Raw genomic sequence first — 16,950 nt, 5'->3', positions numbered from 1 at the left:
GACTCCTCCTGAATATAGGCCAGAAGGCGTAAACCTTATTCAGGACGGGACAGCGCCCATAAAAAAGCCCCTGATGTCATATCAGGGGCTTTTTGTCGCAGCAAGGATCAGCCTTCTGCTTGTACTTCGTCAGCTTGCAGGCCTTTCTGGCCCTGAACTGAAACGAAGGTGACCTTCTGGCCTTCCTTCAGGCTCTTGAAGCCATTGCCCTGAATAGCGCGGAAATGCACGAACAGATCCGGGCCGCTTTCAGGAGTGATAAAACCAAAACCTTTTTCGTCGTTGAACCACTTGACGGTACCGCTCTGACGTCCACCTTTATCCGACATTTTCTTCTTTCCTTTGACGCTAAAAATTAATGACAGCCCCTTTCACACGAAAGAGTACTGGGCTGGGTTGCAGGAAAGTTAAGAGACGTCGAACGGGTTGTAGCAACTACTTCAGCTACTGCCCAGGTCCAGGTTCCAAGCGACCCATGCAAACACAGTGAGCAAACTCTACGCCAACTAATATGAAAAAAACAAGCCCTGCGCAAGGCCCCGGTTTTACTGGGGTGCATGACACTTTGTTGAATGCTGAGCAGCTGACTTATTCGATAGAGTAGTTCACTTGTTATAGGGCTATTCCTATAAAATGACTATCGCAAATGCACTGTTTTATGGCGGTTGCGTTACAGTTTAGTGCACGTTAACGCAACCGCGTTACTTATGGAAACAATCCGTCAGCCGCGATAGTAACGTTGCGGCACAAATGGCATTTTACTTACACGTAGTGGCACCTTTTTCCCACGCACCAACGCAGACACTTCGGTATCCAGCGCAGTGAAGGCCGTGTCCAGGTAACCCATGGCCAGCGGGCCCCCCAGGCTCGGGCAAAAACCGCCGCTGCACACGGTGCCGATCACGGTGCCGTGTTCGTCGACAATCTCTGCACCTTCACGCACCGGGGTGCGCTCCTGAGGCAGCAGGCCCACGCGCTTGCGGCTGACGCCAGCTTGTTGCTGAGTGAAGATCCGGTCGGCGCCGGGGAAAGCGCCGGCACGCGGGCCATCGGCACGCCGGGCCTTGGAGATCGCCCACAACAGGCTGGCTTCGATCGGGGTGGTGTCGGTGTTCATGTCGTGGCCGTACAGGCACAGGCCGGCTTCCAGGCGCAGCGAATCGCGGGCGCCCAGGCCGATAGCCTGTACTTCGGCTTCGGCCAGCAGGCTGCGTGCGAGGCTTTCGGCATTTTCAGCCGGCACGGAGATTTCGAAGCCGTCTTCACCGGTATAGCCGGAGCGGCTGACATAGCAGTCCACGCCCAGCAAACGCAGGGTGGCGAATTGCATAAAGGTCATCCGGGTGACTTCAGGTGCCAACCGCGCCAGCACCTTCACCGCAGCCGGGCCTTGCAGGGCCAGCAGGGCGCGTTCTTCGAACAGCGGTTCGATGGTGCATTGGTCGCCGATGTGTTGACGCAGGTGTGCCAGGTCCTGGTCCTTGCAGGCGGCATTGACCACCAGGAACAGTTCGTCGTTGCCCAGGTTGGCCACCATCAAGTCGTCGAGGATGCCGCCTTGCTCGTTGGTGAACATGGCGTAGCGCTGCATGCCCACCGGCAGGTCGATGATGTCGACCGGCACCAGGGTTTCCAGGGCCTTGGCGGCATTGGCACCGGTCAGGCGGATCTGGCCCATGTGCGACACGTCGAACAACCCGGCCTGATCACGGGTGTGCTGGTGTTCCTTCATCACACCCAGCGGGTACTGCACCGGCATGTCGTAGCCGGCGAAGGGCACCATGCGTGCGCCCAGTTCGAGGTGCAGGGCGTGCAGAGGGGTTTTCAACAGGGTTTCGGTGGACATATTCAGCTCCTGAAAAACGTGCCGACGCGCTTGTGGGCGTCAGCACTCGATAATGTTGACCGCCAAACCGCCACGGGCGGTTTCCTTGTATTTGCTTTTCATATCGGCGCCGGTCTGGCGCATGGTGCGGATGACCTTGTCGAGGGATACAAAATGCTGCCCGTCGCCCCGCAGGGCCATGCGCACCGCATTGATCGCCTTCACCGAGCCCATGGCATTGCGCTCGATGCACGGTACCTGCACCAGCCCGCCAATTGGATCGCAGGTCAGGCCGAGGTTGTGTTCCATGCCGATCTCGGCGGCGTTTTCCACTTGGGACACGCTGCCGCCCAGCACTTCGCACAGGGCGCCCGCGGCCATGGAACAGGCCACGCCCACTTCACCCTGGCAGCCGACTTCGGCGCCCGAGATCGAGGCGTTTTCCTTGTACAGGATGCCGATGGCGGCGGCGGTGAGCAGGAAGCGCACCACGCCGTCTTCGTTAGCGCCCGGGATAAAGCGCATGTAGTAATGCAGCACCGCCGGCACGATCCCCGCTGCACCGTTGGTGGGCGCGGTGACCACGCGCCCGCCATTGGCATTTTCTTCGTTGACCGCCAGGGCGTAGAGGTTGACCCAGTCCAACACCGACAGCGGGTCGCGCAGGGCGGACTCGGGGTTCTTGCACAACTGCCTGTGCAGCGCCGCCGCCCGGCGCTTGACCTTCAAGCCTCCGGGCAAGATGCCTTCGTTGCGACAGCCGGCGTCGACGCAGTCCTGCATGACCTGCCAGATTTTCAACAGGCCGCTGCGGGTTTCGGCTTCAGGGCGCCAGGCGCTCTCATTGGTCAGCATCACCTGGCTGATAGACAGGCCATAGGTGGTGCAATGGCCGAGCAGGTCCTTGGCGTGCTTGAACGGGAAGGTCAAGGGCGTGGCATCTTCGACGATCCGGTCGGCGCCGGCAGCGTCTTCATCCACCACAAACCCACCACCGACCGAGTAGTACTCGCGGCTGCGAATCTGGATACCGGCGGCGTCAAAGGCGCGGAAGATCATGCCGTTGGGATGATAGGCGAGGGGTTTGCGAATCATCGCCAGGTGTTCTTTCTCGTTGAACGCAATGCTGTGTTCACCGAGCAGGTTGAGGCGCCCGTCACTGCGCATCTGCGCCAGGCGGGTAGCCACGGTTTCGGTATTGACGGTGTCCGGGTGTTCACCTTCCAGGCCCAGCAGTACGGCCTTGTCGCTGCCGTGGCCTTTGCCGGTGGCGCCGAGCGAGCCATAGAGTTCCACTTTGATGCCGGTGGTGGCGCTCAGCAGGTTGTCACGCTTGAGGCCCTCGACGAATCGAGCCGCCGCACGCATCGGGCCGACGGTGTGGGAGCTGGAGGGGCCGATGCCAATCTTGAACAGGTCGAACACGCTAAGGGACATGGTTGTTCTCCGGTTTCTTATTATTCTTGAGGCCGTACTCGGTCAAGTGTGGGAGGGGGCTTGCTCCCGATGGCGGTGCGTCAGTCACCAGATCTAATAACTGACCCTCCGCTATCGGGAGCAAGCCCCCTCCCACATTTAGACTGAGTACCTTTCAGTTATGCATAGCTCTCGATCGACGGGCACGCACACACCAGGTTGCGATCGCCAAACACGTTGTCGACCCGGCCAACCGGTGGCCAGTATTTGCCTTCGATCAATGACGGCACCGGGTACACCGCTTGTTCGCGGGTGTATGGATGCGTCCACTCGCTCACCAATTCAGCCGCGGTGTGTGGTGCGTTTTTCAGCGGGTTGTCGTCCTTGTCCAACGTGCCGTTTTCCACTGCACGGATCTCTTCGCGGATGGCGATCATGGCATCGCAGAAGCGGTCCAGTTCTTCCTTGGATTCACTTTCGGTCGGCTCGATCATCAAGGTGCCGGCCACCGGGAACGACATGGTCGGCGCATGGAAACCAAAATCGATCAGGCGCTTGGCCACGTCGTCCACACTGATGCCGCTGCTGTCTTTCAACGGGCGCAGGTCGAGGATGCATTCGTGGGCCACCAGGCCGTTGCTACCGGTATAGAGCACGGGGTAATGCTCTTCGAGGCGACGGGAAATGTAGTTGGCATTCAGGATCGCCAACTGCGACGCGCGCTTGAGGCCGGCGCCGCCCATCATGCTGATGTACATCCAGGTGATCGGCAAAATGCTCGCGCTGCCGAACGGTGCGGCGCATACCGCGCCTTCCTTGCGTTCCATGGCCGCGTGGCCGGGCAGGAACGGCGTGAGGTGCGACTTGACGCCAATCGGGCCGACACCCGGGCCGCCACCGCCATGGGGGATGCAGAAGGTCTTGTGCAGGTTCAGGTGGGACACGTCGCCGCCGAACTTGCCCGGTGCGCAGAGGCCGACCATCGCGTTCATGTTGGCGCCGTCGATGTACACCTGGCCGCCGTTGTCGTGGATGATCCCGCAGATTTCGCGGATGCCTTCCTCGAACACACCGTGAGTGGACGGGTAGGTGATCATCAGCGCGGCGAGGTGCTCGCGGTGCTCGATTGCCTTGGCGCGCAGGTCTTCGATGTCCACGTTGCCGCGCGCATCGCACGCGGTCACCACTACGCGCATACCGGCCATGTTGGCGGTGGCGGGGTTGGTGCCGTGGGCCGACGACGGGATCAGGCAGATGTCGCGACGTTCTTCGCCACGGCTCTGGTGATAGGCGCGGATGGCCAGGAGGCCTGCGTATTCACCCTGGGAACCAGCGTTGGGCTGCAAGGAGATCGCGTCGTAGCCGGTGGCCGCGCAGAGCATGGCTTCCAGTTCGGTGGTCAGTTGCATGTAGCCGGCGCTTTGCGCGGCGGGGGCGAAAGGGTGCAGGGCACCGAACTCGGCCCAGGTCACCGGGATCATTTCGCTGGCGGCGTTGAGCTTCATGGTGCACGAGCCCAGCGGGATCATGGTGCGGTCCAGTGCCAGGTCCTTGTCGGCCAGCTTGCGCAGGTAGCGCATCAGCTCGGTTTCCGAGTGATAACGGTTGAACACCGGGTGGCTGAGGATCGGCGACTGGCGCAGCAATGCGCTCGGCAGGGTGCTTTGGGTTGCAGCAAAGGCCGGCAGGGTTTTGCCGTCGGCGAAGATGGCCCACAAGGCCTGGATATCAGCCTGAGTGGTGGTTTCGTCGACCGACAGGCCAACACGCTCGGCGTCCACGACGCGCAGGTTGATGCGCTGGGCGCGGGCCTTGTCATGCAGGGCGGCGGTGTTGCTACCGGTGTTGATCGTCAGGGTGTCGAAGAAGTGTTGCTGCTCGACTTTCAAGCCCAGGGCCGTCAAGCCCTTGGCCAGGATCGCGGTCAGTTGATGAATGCGCTGGGCGATCTGGGTCAGTCCCTTGGGACCGTGGTACACGGCGTACATGCTGGCGATATTGGCCAGCAGCACTTGGGCGGTGCAGATATTGCTGGTGGCTTTCTCGCGGCGGATATGTTGCTCGCGGGTCTGCATGGCCAGGCGCAGGGCCGGCTTGCCGAAGCGGTCTACCGACACGCCGACCAGACGGCCTGGCATATCGCGCTTGAACGCATCCTTGGTGGAGAAGTACGCCGCGTGCGGGCCACCGAAGCCCAGCGGCACGCCAAAGCGTTGTGCGCTGCCAATGGCGACGTCGGCGCCGAATTCACCCGGCGGGGTCAGCAGGGTCAGGGCCAGCAGGTCGGCGGCCACGGCTACCAGTGCGTTGGCGGCGTGGAAGCGCTCGGTCAGTTCGCGGTAATCGAATACATCGCCGTTGCTGGCCGGGTATTGCAGCAGGGCGCCGAAGAACGCGCTGACATCGGTCAACTCGCGCTCATCGCCGACCACCACATCGATGCCCAAGGGTTCGGCACGGGTGCGCAATACGTCGAGGGTTTGCGGGTGGCTGTGCACCGAAGCGAAGAACGCGTTGCTGCCTTTGTTCTTGCTCAGGCGCTTGCAGAAGGTCATGGCTTCGGCGGCGGCGGTGGCTTCGTCGAGCAGGGAGGCGTTGGCGATCGGCAGGCCGGTAAGGTCACTGATCAGGGTCTGGAAGTTCAGCAGCGCTTCCAGGCGGCCTTGGGAAATCTCTGGCTGGTACGGGGTGTAGGCGGTGTACCAGGCCGGGTTTTCCAGCAGGTTGCGCAGGATCGGCGACGGTGTATGGCAGTTGTAGTAGCCCTGGCCGATGTAGGTTTTGAACAGTTGGTTCTGCCCGGCAATGGCCTTGATCTTGGCCAGGGCCTCGGCTTCGCTCAAGCCGTCTTCCAGGCCGAGCACGCTGGTGCCCTTGATGCTTTCCGGGATCACGCTGGCGCTGAGGGCTTCGAGGGAATCAAAGCCCAGGCTGGCGAGCATTTGCTGCTCATCTTCCTGGCGCGGGCCGATGTGGCGGGCGATGAATTCGTTGGCGGTGGTCAGATTAACGGTCATGGCGCGCTCCTCAGGCTTCAGCGTTGGCTTTGATCAGACGGTCGTACGCATCCTGATCCAACAGCTTAGCCACTGCCTCGGCGTCGGCGGGTTTAAAGCGGAAGAACCAGCCTTCGCCCATCGGGTCTTCGTTGACCAGTTCCGGGCTGCCATCGAGTTTGTCGTTAACTTCCAGCACTTCACCGTCCAGCGGCATGTAGACGCCGCTGGCGGCTTTGACCGATTCCACGGTGGAGGCTTCGGCGCCCTTGTCGTAAGCCTGCAACTCCGGCAGTTGCACGAAAACCACATCACCCAGCGCGTTCTGCGCAAAAGCGGTGATACCCACGGTGACGCTGCCATCGGCTTCGGCGCGCAGCCATTCGTGATCTTCAGTGAAACGCAACTCGCTCATGGAAACTCCTCAGGGCCAGAATCGTCTGGTGGACGGGATTGGAATAATGGGGAGTTGCTTAGCAATATTGCGGCCAAGGTTATTAATTCGTTATAAATCAACAGGTTAATAAAATCGGTTATGACGTTAGTGCATTTGGCTGTAGCGATTTCGCTACAGTCGAGTGCTTGAAAAAAAGCCTATGTGGATCAAAGCCTTGCATGGCGCGTAAAAAACAGGGTTGTAGCGATATCGTTACGCTGTAGCGCTTTCAGTACACTGAATGTCGTTCCTGGACCAAATTTTGGAATGCTCTCCAAATGTGGGAGGGGGCTTGCTCCCGATAGCGGTGTATCAGTCAAAGATTTATGGCTGACACACCGCTATCGGGAGCAAGCCCCCTCCCACATTTGTTTGTATTCCAACTTGAATCAGGGCTTGTTGGGGATGCCGTACTTGCGCAAGCGATGGGCAATCGCCGTGTGGGAAGTCTGCAATCGGCTGGCGAGCTGGCGCGTCGAGGGGTAGCTGGCGTAGAGCTTTTCCAGCAGATCGCGCTCGAAGTCTTCCACCGCCTGTTCCAGGCTGTCGACTTCGCCATCGCTCTGGCGCGCCACCGACGTACCGGCGATGTCCAGGTCGCCGATGTCTACCAGGCTGCCCTCGCAGATGGCGGCGGCGCGGAAGATCACGTTTTGCAGCTGGCGCACATTGCCCGGCCAGCGGTTGCCCAGCAGCGCTGGATAGGTGCCGGGCGCCAGGCGGCAGACCGGGCGCTGGATCTGCGCGCAGGCTTGCTGCATGAAATAGCGGGCCAGCAGCAGGATGTCCTGGCCGCGTTCGCGCAGTGGCGGCACTTCAACGTTAAGCACGTTGAGGCGGTAGAACAGGTCTTCGCGAAAGGTGCCCTCACTGACCATTTTTTCCAGGTCGCGGTGGGTGGCGCTGAGGATGCGCACATTGACCTTCACCTCACGGTCACCGCCCACCCGGCGAAAGCTGCCGTCGTTGAGAAAACGCAGCAACTTGGCTTGCAGGTACGGCGACATCTCGCCGATCTCATCGAGAAACACCGTGCCCTGGTTCGCCAGTTCCATCAGCCCTGGCTTGCCACCGCGCTGGGCGCCGGTAAAGGCGCCCGGGGCGTAACCGAACAACTCGCTTTCGGCGAGGTTTTCCGGCAGCGCCGCGCAGTTCAACGCCAAAAACGGTGCACTGTGGCGCGTGCTGATCGCGTGACAGGCGCGGGCCACCAGCTCCTTGCCGGTGCCGGTTTCGCCCTGGATCAGCAGCGGTGCATCCAGCGCCGCCACCCGTTGTGCCCGTGCCTTGAGGGTGCGGATCGCCGGGGATTCGCCCAGCAGAGCATCAAAACCTTCGGCATGGTCGTGGTGCAGCGCCGATAGCTGTTCGCCGATGCGGTTGGGCTGGTAGAGGGTGAGCAGGGCTCCGGCGTCGGTGATCGGCGTGGCGTCCAGCAGCAGGGTCTGGCCATTGACGCTGATCTCGCGCAACGGCAAGCGAAAGCCATGCTCCAGCAAGGTCTCCAGCAGCGCGGGGTCGTTGAACAGCTCGGCGATGCTTTCGCCGGCCGGTTCGCGCCCGTACAGCGCGATCAATGCCGGGTTGGCCAGCAAAATCTTGCCCGCGCTGTCCAGGGCCAGCACCGGGTCGGTCATGGCTGCCAGCAGGGCGTCCAGTTGCAGGTGGCGGCGTTGGCCCGGAAGGATGTCGACCACCTTCACCGCTTGCACGCCGTGCACGCTGAACAGCGCATCGCGCAGTTCTTCAAGCACCTCGGCGCTGAGGGTGGGTGCGTCGATATAGACGTTGGGCGGCACCATCTCCACCGCATCCAGGTTGAGATTGCGCCCACCGAGCAAGGCCAGGACTTCCTGGGTGATACCGACGCGGTCGATGAAGCTGACGTGGATACGCATGGGGCGATTGGCAATTCTGGAGAGCGGAGGCGGCAAGTATGCCTTGGCGCGGGGCGCAGGTGAAATCTGACAAATGATGGAGATCAAAATGTGGGAGGGGGCTTGCTCCCGATATAGTTGGATCAGCCAATCAACCTGTGGCTGACACACTGCTATCGGGAGCAAGCCCCCTCCCACATTTTGAACTGTATTGTGTCAGTGCAGGCGTGTTACTCCAGGTGTTCGGGTTTGACCGGGTCGCCTGGCTTCACATCCAACTGATGCCGCACGTCCTCAAACATCAAGTCGTACTGCTTGTGCATCGAGCCGTTCAACACCGCGACCTTCGGCATGCCGTATTTCTGCGCGATGTTCATCGCATGCCGCGCAAAGTCGAATGCCTGGTCCTTGGGCAGGAAGAACTCCTCCTTGAGGTCCTTGCCCTGCACCGAACCGTGCAGTTTGAATAACATGCCTTTGCCTTCCTTGGGGTCCTGGCTGACTTCATAGTCGATGCACAGGTTGTAGCTGTAGTCGTCCTTGTTGAGCGCGTGACGTTCGACGTGCAAGTGACCGGGTTCAAAGATAGCCATAGGCGTTTCTCCTCTACTTCACAGATAGGTGATGCCAGGTTTGGCCGTGCTGATGCGAGTGCCGGCGCTGCCCTGGACGATGGCTTCGATGTCCGAGAGTGAACCGATCACCGCAGTTTTGCCAGTCTGGCGGGCGAACTCGCAGGCTGCCTGTACCTTGGGGCCCATGGAGCCCGCGGCGAAGCCGAGTTTTTCCATGTCGTCCGGGTGGGCCTGGCCGATGGCCTTCTGGGTTGGCTTGCCGAAGTCGATAAAAGCGGCATTGACGTCGGTGGCGATTACCAGCAGGTCGGCGTCCAGTTGCGCGGCCAGCAAGGAGGAGCACAGGTCTTTGTCGATCACCGCTTCAATGCCGCGCAGCTTGCCGTCTTCGCCATACATCGTCGGGATGCCGCCGCCGCCGGCGCAGATCACGATGGCTTTTTTCTCCAGCAGCCACTTGATCGGGCGGATTTCAAAGATGCGTTTGGGGCGCGGGCTGGCAACCACACGGCGGTATTTGTCGCCATCGGGTGCGATGGCCCAGCCTTTTTCGGCGGCGAGTTGTTCCGCTTCGGCTTTGGTATAAACCGGGCCGATAGGCTTGGTGGGGTTCTGGAAGGCGGGGTCCTTGGCGTCCACTTCCACCTGGGTAAGCAGGGTGGCGAACGGCACTTCAAAGTCCAGCAGGTTGCCCAGTTCCTGTTCGATGATGTAGCCGATCATGCCTTCGGTTTCAGCGCCCAGTACGTCCAGCGGGTAGGGTGAGACGCTGGTGTAGGCCGCCGCCTGCAACGACAGCAGGCCGACTTGCGGGCCATTGCCGTGGGCGATCACCAGTTCGTTGCCGGCGTGGATCTTGGCGATCTGTTCGGTAGCGATGCGGATATTGGCGCGTTGGTTGTCCGCGGTCATGGGTTCACCACGGCGCAGGAGGGCGTTGCCGCCCAGGGCTACGACGATGCGCATAATGCAATCCTTTTAGGGTGTGAGCAGAGCCCAATGTGGGAGGGGGCTTGCTCCCGATGGCGGCAGGACAGTCAATCTATCTATAGCTGAGCCACCGCTATCGGGAGCAAGCCCCCTCCCACATTTTTGAACCCTGTTCCGACAGTGAGAGTTAGATATCCGCCAACGCCGACACCAGGATCGCCTTGATGGTATGCATGCGGTTTTCCGCCTGCTCAAACGCGATATTGGCCGGCGACTCGAAGACTTCCTCGGTCACTTCCACACCATTGGCCAGGTGCGGATAGCGCGCAGCGATGTCCTTGCCGACCTTGGTTTCGCTGTTATGGAACGCCGGCAAGCAGTGCATGAATTTCACCCGGGGGTTGCCCGAGGCTTTCATCATCTTGGCGTTGACCTGGTACGGCAGCAGTTGCTCGATACGCTCGTCCCACGCTTCCACCGGCTCGCCCATGGACACCCAGATATCGGTGTGGATGAAGTCCACGCCCTTCACTGCTTCTTTCGGGTCTTCGGTGATGGTGATGCGCGCGCCGCTTTCCTCGGCAAAGGCCTGGCACTGTTTGATGAAATCTTCATGGGGCCACAGCGCTTTCGGCGCGCCGATGCGCACGTCCATGCCGAGCTTGGCGCCGATCATCAGCAGCGAGTTGCCCATGTTGTAGCGGGCGTCCCCCAGGTAGGCGTAGCTGATGTCATGCAGCGGCTTGTCGCTGTGTTCGCGCATGGTCAGGGTGTCGGCGATCATCTGGGTCGGGTGGAATTCGGCGGTGAGGCCGTTGAACACCGGCACACCGGCGAACTTGGCCAGCTCTTCGACGATTTCCTGTTCAAAGCCACGGTACTCGATGGCATCGAACATCCGGCCCAGGACGCGGGCGGTGTCTTTCATGCTTTCTTTGTGGCCGATCTGCGACGACACCGGGTCGATATAGGTGACGTGGGCGCCCTGGTCATGGGCCGCGACTTCGAAGGCGCAGCGGGTGCGGGTCGAGGTTTTTTCGAAGATCAACGCGATGTTCTTGCCTTGCAGGTGCGGACGCTCGGTGCCGGTGTATTTGGCGCGTTTGAGGTCGCGGGACAGGTCCAGCAGGTAGTTCAGTTCGCGAGTAGTGTGGTGCATCAGCGACAGCAGGCTGCGGTTGCGCATATTGAAAGCCATGATGGAATCTCCTTAATAGTCGATAGGGTCGCGGATGATCGGGCAGGTCATGCAGTGGCCGCCGCCACGGCCACGGCCGAGCTCACCGGCGCTGATGGTGATGACTTCCACACCGGCCTTGCGCAGCAAGGTGTTGGTGTAGGTGTTGCGGTCGTAACCGATCACCACGCCGGGTTCCACGGCCACTACGTTGTTGCCGTCATCCCACTGCTCGCGTTCGGCGGCGAAGCTGTTGCCGCCGGTCTCGACCACGCGCAGGGCCTTGAGGTTGAGCGCTGCGGCGACGGTTTCGAGGAAGTTGGTTTTCTCCCGTTGAATGTCGATACCGTGAGGCTTGCTTTCGTCAGGGCGCAGGGTGAACGGCACGATCTGGTTGACCACTTCCGGGAAGACGGTGACCAGGTCGCGGTCGCAGAAGCTGAACACGGTGTCCAGGTGCATCGCTGCGCGGGATTTGGGCAGGCCGGCCACGATGACGCGCTCCACCGCTTTGTTCTTGAACAGGTTGCGCGCCAGTTGGCCGATGGCTTGGTGGGACGAGCGCTCGCCCATGCCGATCAACACCACGCCATTGCCAATCGGCATCACGTCGCCGCCTTCCAGTGTGGCAGCGCCGTGCTCCTGGTCGGGGTCGCCGTACCAGATCTGGAAGTCCGCGTTGGTGAACTCCGGGTGGAACTTGTAGATGGCGGAGGTCAGCAGGGTTTCCTGGCGTCGGGCCGGCCAGTACATCGGGTTGAGCGTTACGCCGCCATAGATCCAGCAGGTAGTGTCGCGGGTGAACTGGGTGTTGGGCAGCGGCGGCAGGATGAAGCTGGCGTGGCCGAGGAAGTCGCGGAACATCTCGATGGTCTTGCCACCAAAGCTGCTCGGCAGGTCATCGGCCGATACGCCACCGATCAAATACTCGCTGATCTTGCGCGGCTCCAGGCTACGCAGCCACGAGCCGACTTCGTCGACCAGGCCCAGGCCCACGGTGTTGGCGGTGATCTTGCGTTGCAGGATCCAGTCCAGCGCTTCGGGGATGGCGACGATATCGGTGAGCAGGTTGTGCATTTCCAGCACATCAATATCCCGCTCGCGCATCTTGGTCACGAAGTCGAAGTGGTCGCGTTTGGCCTGGGCCACCCACAGCACGTCATCGAACAACAGCTCGTCGCAGTTGTTGGGGGTCAGCCGCTGGTGGGCCAAACCTGGGGAGCACACCATGACTTTGCGCAGTTTGCCGGCTTCGGAATGTACGCCGTACTTAACTTTTTCCGTGGTCATTACAGATCCTCCAGTGAACATACAATTACAGAGTCAGGAAGCCGTCGTAGAGCCCATAGGCCGCCACCAGGGCGCCAATGACCACTGCGGCGAAAATCAGCTTCTCGACGTTGGTGAAAATCGGTTTGCCCAGTTCACGCTTGGCCTTGGCGAACAGGATCGCGCCGGGGGCGTAGAGCAGGGCGGAGAGCAGCAGGTATTTGGTGCCGCCGGCATAGAGCAGCCAGATCGCGTAGATCAGGGCGACGGCGCCGATGAACAGGTCTTTCTTGCGCTCCTTGAGCGCGTTTTCGTAGGTTTCGCCGCGCACCGCCAGCAGCAGGGCGTAGGCCGCCGACCACAGGTAAGGCACCAGGATCATCGAGGTGGCGAGGTAGATCAGCGACAGGTAGGTGCTCGCGGAAAACAGGGTGATCACCAGGAATATCTGAACCATCGCGTTGGTCAGCCACAGGGCATTGACCGGCACATGGTTGGCGTTTTCCTTGCGCAAGAACTCCGGCATGGTGTGGTCCTTGGCGGCGGCAAACATGATCTCCGCACACAGCAGCACCCACGACAGCAACGCGCCCAGCAGCGAGATGATCAAGCCGACGCTGATCAGCACCGCACCCCAGTGGCCCACCACATGCTCAAGCACGGCAGCCATCGACGGGTTCTGCAACTTGGCCAGTTCCGGTTGGGTCATGATCCCCAAAGACAGCACGTTCACCAGCATCAGGAACAGCAGCACGGTGATAAAACCGATCACGGTGGCCTTGCCCACGTCGCTGCGTTTCTCGGCACGGGAGGAAAAGATGCTCGCTCCTTCGATGCCGATGAACACCCACACAGTGACCAGCATCATGTTGCGCACCTGGTTCATCACGCTGCCCAGGTCAGGGTTTTTTACGCCCCAGATGTCTGCGGTGAAGATGTCCAGCTTGAACGCGAATAGGGCGATGAGCACGAACAGCAGCAGCGGCACCACCTTGGCAACGGTGGTCACCAGGTTGATGAACGCTGCTTCCTTGATGCCGCGCAGCACCAGAAAGTGCACCGCCCACAGCAGTACCGAGGCACCTATCACCGCCGCTGGCGTGTTGCCTTCGCCAAAGATCGGGAAGAAGTAACCCAGGGTGCTGAACAAGAGTACGAAGTACCCGACGTTGCCCAGCCAGGCACTGATCCAGTAACCCCAGGCCGATGAGAACCCCATGTAATCGCCAAAACCGGCCTTGGCGTAGGCGTACACCCCGCCGTCGAGATCGGGCTTGCGGTTGGCAAGGGTCTGGAACACGAATGCGAGGGTCAACATGCCGATGGCGGTGATCACCCAACCAATCAACACGGCGCCTACGTCGGCACTGGCGGCCATGTTTTGCGGGAGTGAAAAGATCCCGCCGCCAATCATTGAGCCCACGACAAGTGCAACCAGCGCACCAAGCCTAAGTTTTCCGGGAGAATCAGACATTGCGTGACTCCAATGCAGGAGAAGAGAGATCACAGAATAATTCCGTGCGCTAATAAAACAGCTGACTCAGATCAGTTCATTGGCACATTCCATTGTGAATTAACGACTTAGGGTGGAAGTTGCGGGGCGACACGGCCTGTGCAAAGGCGCTCGCTAGAGCGGTCTCCTACAATGTGGTTAATCATTTGGTCCGGGGCATGGGTGTTGAAGCTAGTTCGTATTTGCGAATGTGCAAACTTTTTGTACGTTGTCTGACGAGCACTTCATAATTGCCGTATTTAAATTCTAAATAAGCCTAAACTTCCTGCGTTTACATACCCTTATGTTATGAAACGCTAGCGTCATTAAATTGAATTAGTTGAGTGCGCGGTGGTCGGCTCAAACATTTATTGCGAGGAACCTGCATGTCCCAACCAGCCCAGAAACTTCGGCTCAGTGCCCTGATCGCCCTGGTAGTAGGTTCGATGATCGGCGGCGGGATCTTCTCGCTCCCGCAAAACATGGCGGCCCGCGCCGAAGTAGGCGCGGTGCTGATCGGTTGGGCCATTACCGCGGTTGGCATGTTGACCCTGGCGTTTGTGTTCCAGACCCTGGCCAACCGTAAACCGGAACTGGATTCCGGGGTGTATGCCTACGCCAAGGCCGGCTTCGGCGATTACATGGGGTTCTCGTCGGCCTGGGGCTACTGGATCAGTGCGTGGATGGGCAACGTCGGCTATTTCGTGTTGCTGTTCAGCACCCTGGGTTACTTTTTCCCGGCGTTCGGTCAGGGCAATACACCACTGGCCATCGGTTGTGCATCGCTGTTGCTGTGGGCGGTGCATTTTCTGGTGATGCGCGGGATCAAGGAAGCGGCGTTCATCAACCAGATCACCACCGTGGCGAAGATCGTGCCGCTGCTGATGTTTATCGTGATCGCCGCCGTGGCGTTCAAGGCCGACATCTTCACCCGTGATATCTGGGGCCTGGGCAATCCGCAGATGGGCAGCGTGGTCGAGCAGGTGCGCCACATGATGCTGGTCACGGTGTTTGTGTTTATCGGTATCGAAGGCGCCAGTGTGTACTCGGCGCGGGCCGAGAAACGCTCGGATGTGGGGCGCGCGACGGTGATTGGTTTCCTGGGCGTGCTGGCGCTTCTGGTGCTGGTGAATGTGCTGTCGTTGGGCATCATGGGCCAGCCGGAACTGGCGCAGTTGCAGAACCCGTCCCTGGCGGGCGTGCTGGAGCATATTGTCGGGCCCTGGGGCGCAGTATTGATCAGCCTCGGCCTGGCGGTTTCGCTGCTCGGGGCATTGCTTTCGTGGGCGTTGCTCTGCGCGGAAATCCTCTATGCCACTGCCCATGACAAGACCATGCCGGCGTTCCTGAAAAAGGAAAATGCCAATCAGGTGCCGGTTAACGCGTTGTGGCTGACCAATGTGATGATCCAGGCATTTCTGGTGATCACGCTGTTTTCGGCCAGTACCTACACCACCCTGATCTACCTGGCGTCTTCGATGATTCTGGTGCCGTACCTGTGGTCGGCGGCCTATGCGGTGCTGTTGAGCGCGCGCGGCGAAACCTATCAAGGCGCTCAGCGCCGACGCATGAAAGATCTGCTGGTAGGCTTGATTGCCCTCGGTTACGCGGTGTGGCTGTTGTATGCGGGCGGTTTGAAATATTTGCTGCTGTCGGCGCTGCTGTATGCACCGGGTGTGATTCTGTTTGCCCTGGCCAAGCGGGAGCAGGGCCGCCCGTTGTTTACATCGCTTGAAAAAGGCATTTTCGGTTGTGTGATCGCGGGCGCCGGGTTGGCTGCGTACGGGCTGTATAGCGGGGTATTGTCGCTGTGAGGTTGGCCTATCAACCGCCTTACGACTGGGCGGCGATGGTGGAGTTCTTATCGGCCCGGGCAATCACCGGGTTGGAAACCGTGGTGGCCGGAGTGTATCGACGCAGCATCAGTGTGGGCGGGCGACATGGCTGGATCAGCGTCGCGCCGGGGGCGGGGGATTGGCTGGAGGTGACGGTCGACTTTCCCGAGCCGGTCGCGCTGCCCGAGATCGAGCGGCGCCTGCGCAGGATGTTTGATCTGGACGCCGTGCCCGCCGTGATCAATCTGCAATTAGCCAGGGACCCGTTGATGGCGCAACTGGTTGCGGCTCGACCAGGGCTGCGGTTGCCGGGTACCTGGGACGGCCTGGAGTTGGCCATTCGCGCGGTGCTGGGCCAGCAGATCACGGTGGTGGCGGCGATCCGGTTGGCGGGCAAGCTGGTGGCGCAGTATGGCCAGCCGCTGCAAACCCCCCACGCCGGTATCACTCACCTGTTCCCGGCACCCGAGGTGCTGGCGGCGGCGGACCTGGCGGCCCTGGGCATGCCCAAGGCGCGAGGCCGCACCTTGTCCGGTGTGGCCCAGGCGTTGTTGGATGACCCTCGGATTTTCGAGCCCAAGGCCAGTCTCAAGGACGGTGTTGCACGCTTGGTGGCATTGCCGGGGATTGGCGATTGGACCGCGCAGTACATCGCCATGCGCCAGTTGCGCGAGGCGGATGCGTTTGCGTCGGGGGACATCGGCTTGATCAATGCGCTGACGGCGCTGGAAGGCGGGCCGGTGTCGGCACGGCAGTTGCTGGCGCGGGCCGAGGCGTGGCGGCCGTTGAGGGCGTATGCAGCGCAGCATTTGTGGACGTCTTTGGGGCGGGGGGATTGATGGGGGCTGTACTGGCCTCATCGGGGCATGGGTATCTACACAACTTCTGGTATGGCGCTGTAGCTGTGGGAGGGGCGGTGCGACGATTCGACTTGCTCCCGATGGCGGCCTTAGGGCCGACCAGGATGCCGGATCAAACCGAGTACATATCCGTTATTTAGGTAACGGCCACTTAGGGTTCCGCTCTTACAGCGGCTCACTTTTGGAAGGACCCAAAAGTAAGCAAAAGGTCCTCGCCCCACCACTCGGCACCTCGCTCAGGCTCGGTGTGCCCGTAATCCGA

The 16,950-nt window shown here is 60.6% G+C and carries 13 protein-coding genes; 2 read left to right on the top strand and 11 right to left on the bottom strand.

The annotated features are described in order from the left end of the window. Positions 1–107 precede the first annotated feature (107 nt). The 11 genes from E4O98_RS00960 to arcD (E4O98_RS00910) all read right to left on the bottom strand — a co-directional run bounded on the left by E4O98_RS00960 (position 108) and on the right by arcD (E4O98_RS00910) (position 13,975). Entirely contained in the window at positions 108–329 is a 222-nt protein-coding gene (locus tag E4O98_RS00960; RefSeq protein WP_014719702.1) for a cold-shock protein, read from the bottom strand. Positions 330–721: 392 nt separating this feature from the next. Then, entirely contained in the window at positions 722–1,846 is a 1,125-nt protein-coding gene (gcvT, locus tag E4O98_RS00955; protein ID WP_248129186.1) for a glycine cleavage system aminomethyltransferase GcvT, read from the bottom strand. A gap of 39 nt (positions 1,847–1,885) precedes the next feature. Further along, positions 1,886–3,262, bottom strand: coding sequence for an L-serine ammonia-lyase (locus E4O98_RS00950; protein WP_248092640.1), 1,377 nt, complete (start codon positions 3,260–3,262; stop codon positions 1,886–1,888). Positions 3,263–3,420: 158 nt separating this feature from the next. After that, positions 3,421–6,258 (bottom strand): aminomethyl-transferring glycine dehydrogenase, encoded by a 2,838-nt coding sequence (gcvP, locus tag E4O98_RS00945; protein ID WP_248133948.1) that lies wholly within the window; start codon positions 6,256–6,258, stop codon positions 3,421–3,423. 10 nt (positions 6,259–6,268) lie between these two features. Further along, complete coding sequence (gene gcvH / locus E4O98_RS00940; protein ID WP_032879722.1) at positions 6,269–6,652, bottom strand: glycine cleavage system protein GcvH; 384 nt, start codon at positions 6,650–6,652, stop codon at positions 6,269–6,271. 410 nt (positions 6,653–7,062) lie between these two features. Further along, positions 7,063–8,571, bottom strand: a complete 1,509-nt coding sequence (locus E4O98_RS00935) for a sigma-54-dependent transcriptional regulator (RefSeq protein ID WP_005790844.1) — start codon at positions 8,569–8,571, stop codon at positions 7,063–7,065. Positions 8,572–8,780: 209 nt separating this feature from the next. Beyond that, positions 8,781–9,143, bottom strand: coding sequence for a DUF5064 family protein (locus E4O98_RS00930; protein ID WP_005790842.1), 363 nt, complete (start codon positions 9,141–9,143; stop codon positions 8,781–8,783). A gap of 18 nt (positions 9,144–9,161) precedes the next feature. Beyond that, positions 9,162–10,091, bottom strand: coding sequence for a carbamate kinase (gene arcC / locus E4O98_RS00925; RefSeq protein WP_032879723.1), 930 nt, complete (start codon positions 10,089–10,091; stop codon positions 9,162–9,164). 151 nt (positions 10,092–10,242) lie between these two features. Continuing rightward, on the bottom strand, positions 10,243–11,253 hold the full coding sequence (locus tag E4O98_RS00920; protein ID WP_005790837.1) for an ornithine carbamoyltransferase: 1,011 nt from the start codon (positions 11,251–11,253) through the stop codon (positions 10,243–10,245). Positions 11,254–11,265: 12 nt separating this feature from the next. Beyond that, positions 11,266–12,522 (bottom strand): arginine deiminase, encoded by a 1,257-nt coding sequence (gene arcA / locus E4O98_RS00915; RefSeq protein ID WP_005790835.1) that lies wholly within the window; start codon positions 12,520–12,522, stop codon positions 11,266–11,268. A 25-nt stretch (positions 12,523–12,547) separates the two neighbouring features. Beyond that, entirely contained in the window at positions 12,548–13,975 is a 1,428-nt protein-coding gene (arcD, locus tag E4O98_RS00910) for an arginine-ornithine antiporter (protein ID WP_032879725.1), read from the bottom strand. A gap of 404 nt (positions 13,976–14,379) precedes the next feature. On the opposite strand from arcD (E4O98_RS00910), the gene arcD (E4O98_RS00905) reads away from it, so the two are divergent. Together arcD (E4O98_RS00905) and E4O98_RS00900 are read left to right on the top strand one after the other, a co-directional pair. After that, positions 14,380–15,807, top strand: a complete 1,428-nt coding sequence (gene arcD, locus E4O98_RS00905) for an arginine-ornithine antiporter (RefSeq protein ID WP_248092657.1) — start codon at positions 14,380–14,382, stop codon at positions 15,805–15,807. Continuing rightward, a complete protein-coding gene (locus tag E4O98_RS00900; RefSeq protein ID WP_248133946.1) occupies positions 15,804–16,667 on the top strand; it encodes an AlkA N-terminal domain-containing protein in 864 nt (287 codons plus the stop codon). Before arcD (E4O98_RS00905) ends, E4O98_RS00900 begins: the two co-directional genes overlap by 4 nt. Positions 16,668–16,950: the final 283 nt, after the last annotated feature.

This window comes from Pseudomonas sp. W2Jun17, assembly GCF_023127795.1.
Classification (GTDB): Bacteria; Pseudomonadota; Gammaproteobacteria; order Pseudomonadales; family Pseudomonadaceae; genus Aquipseudomonas; species Aquipseudomonas synxantha_A.
This window is presented reverse-complemented; position numbering and strand designations above follow the sequence as displayed.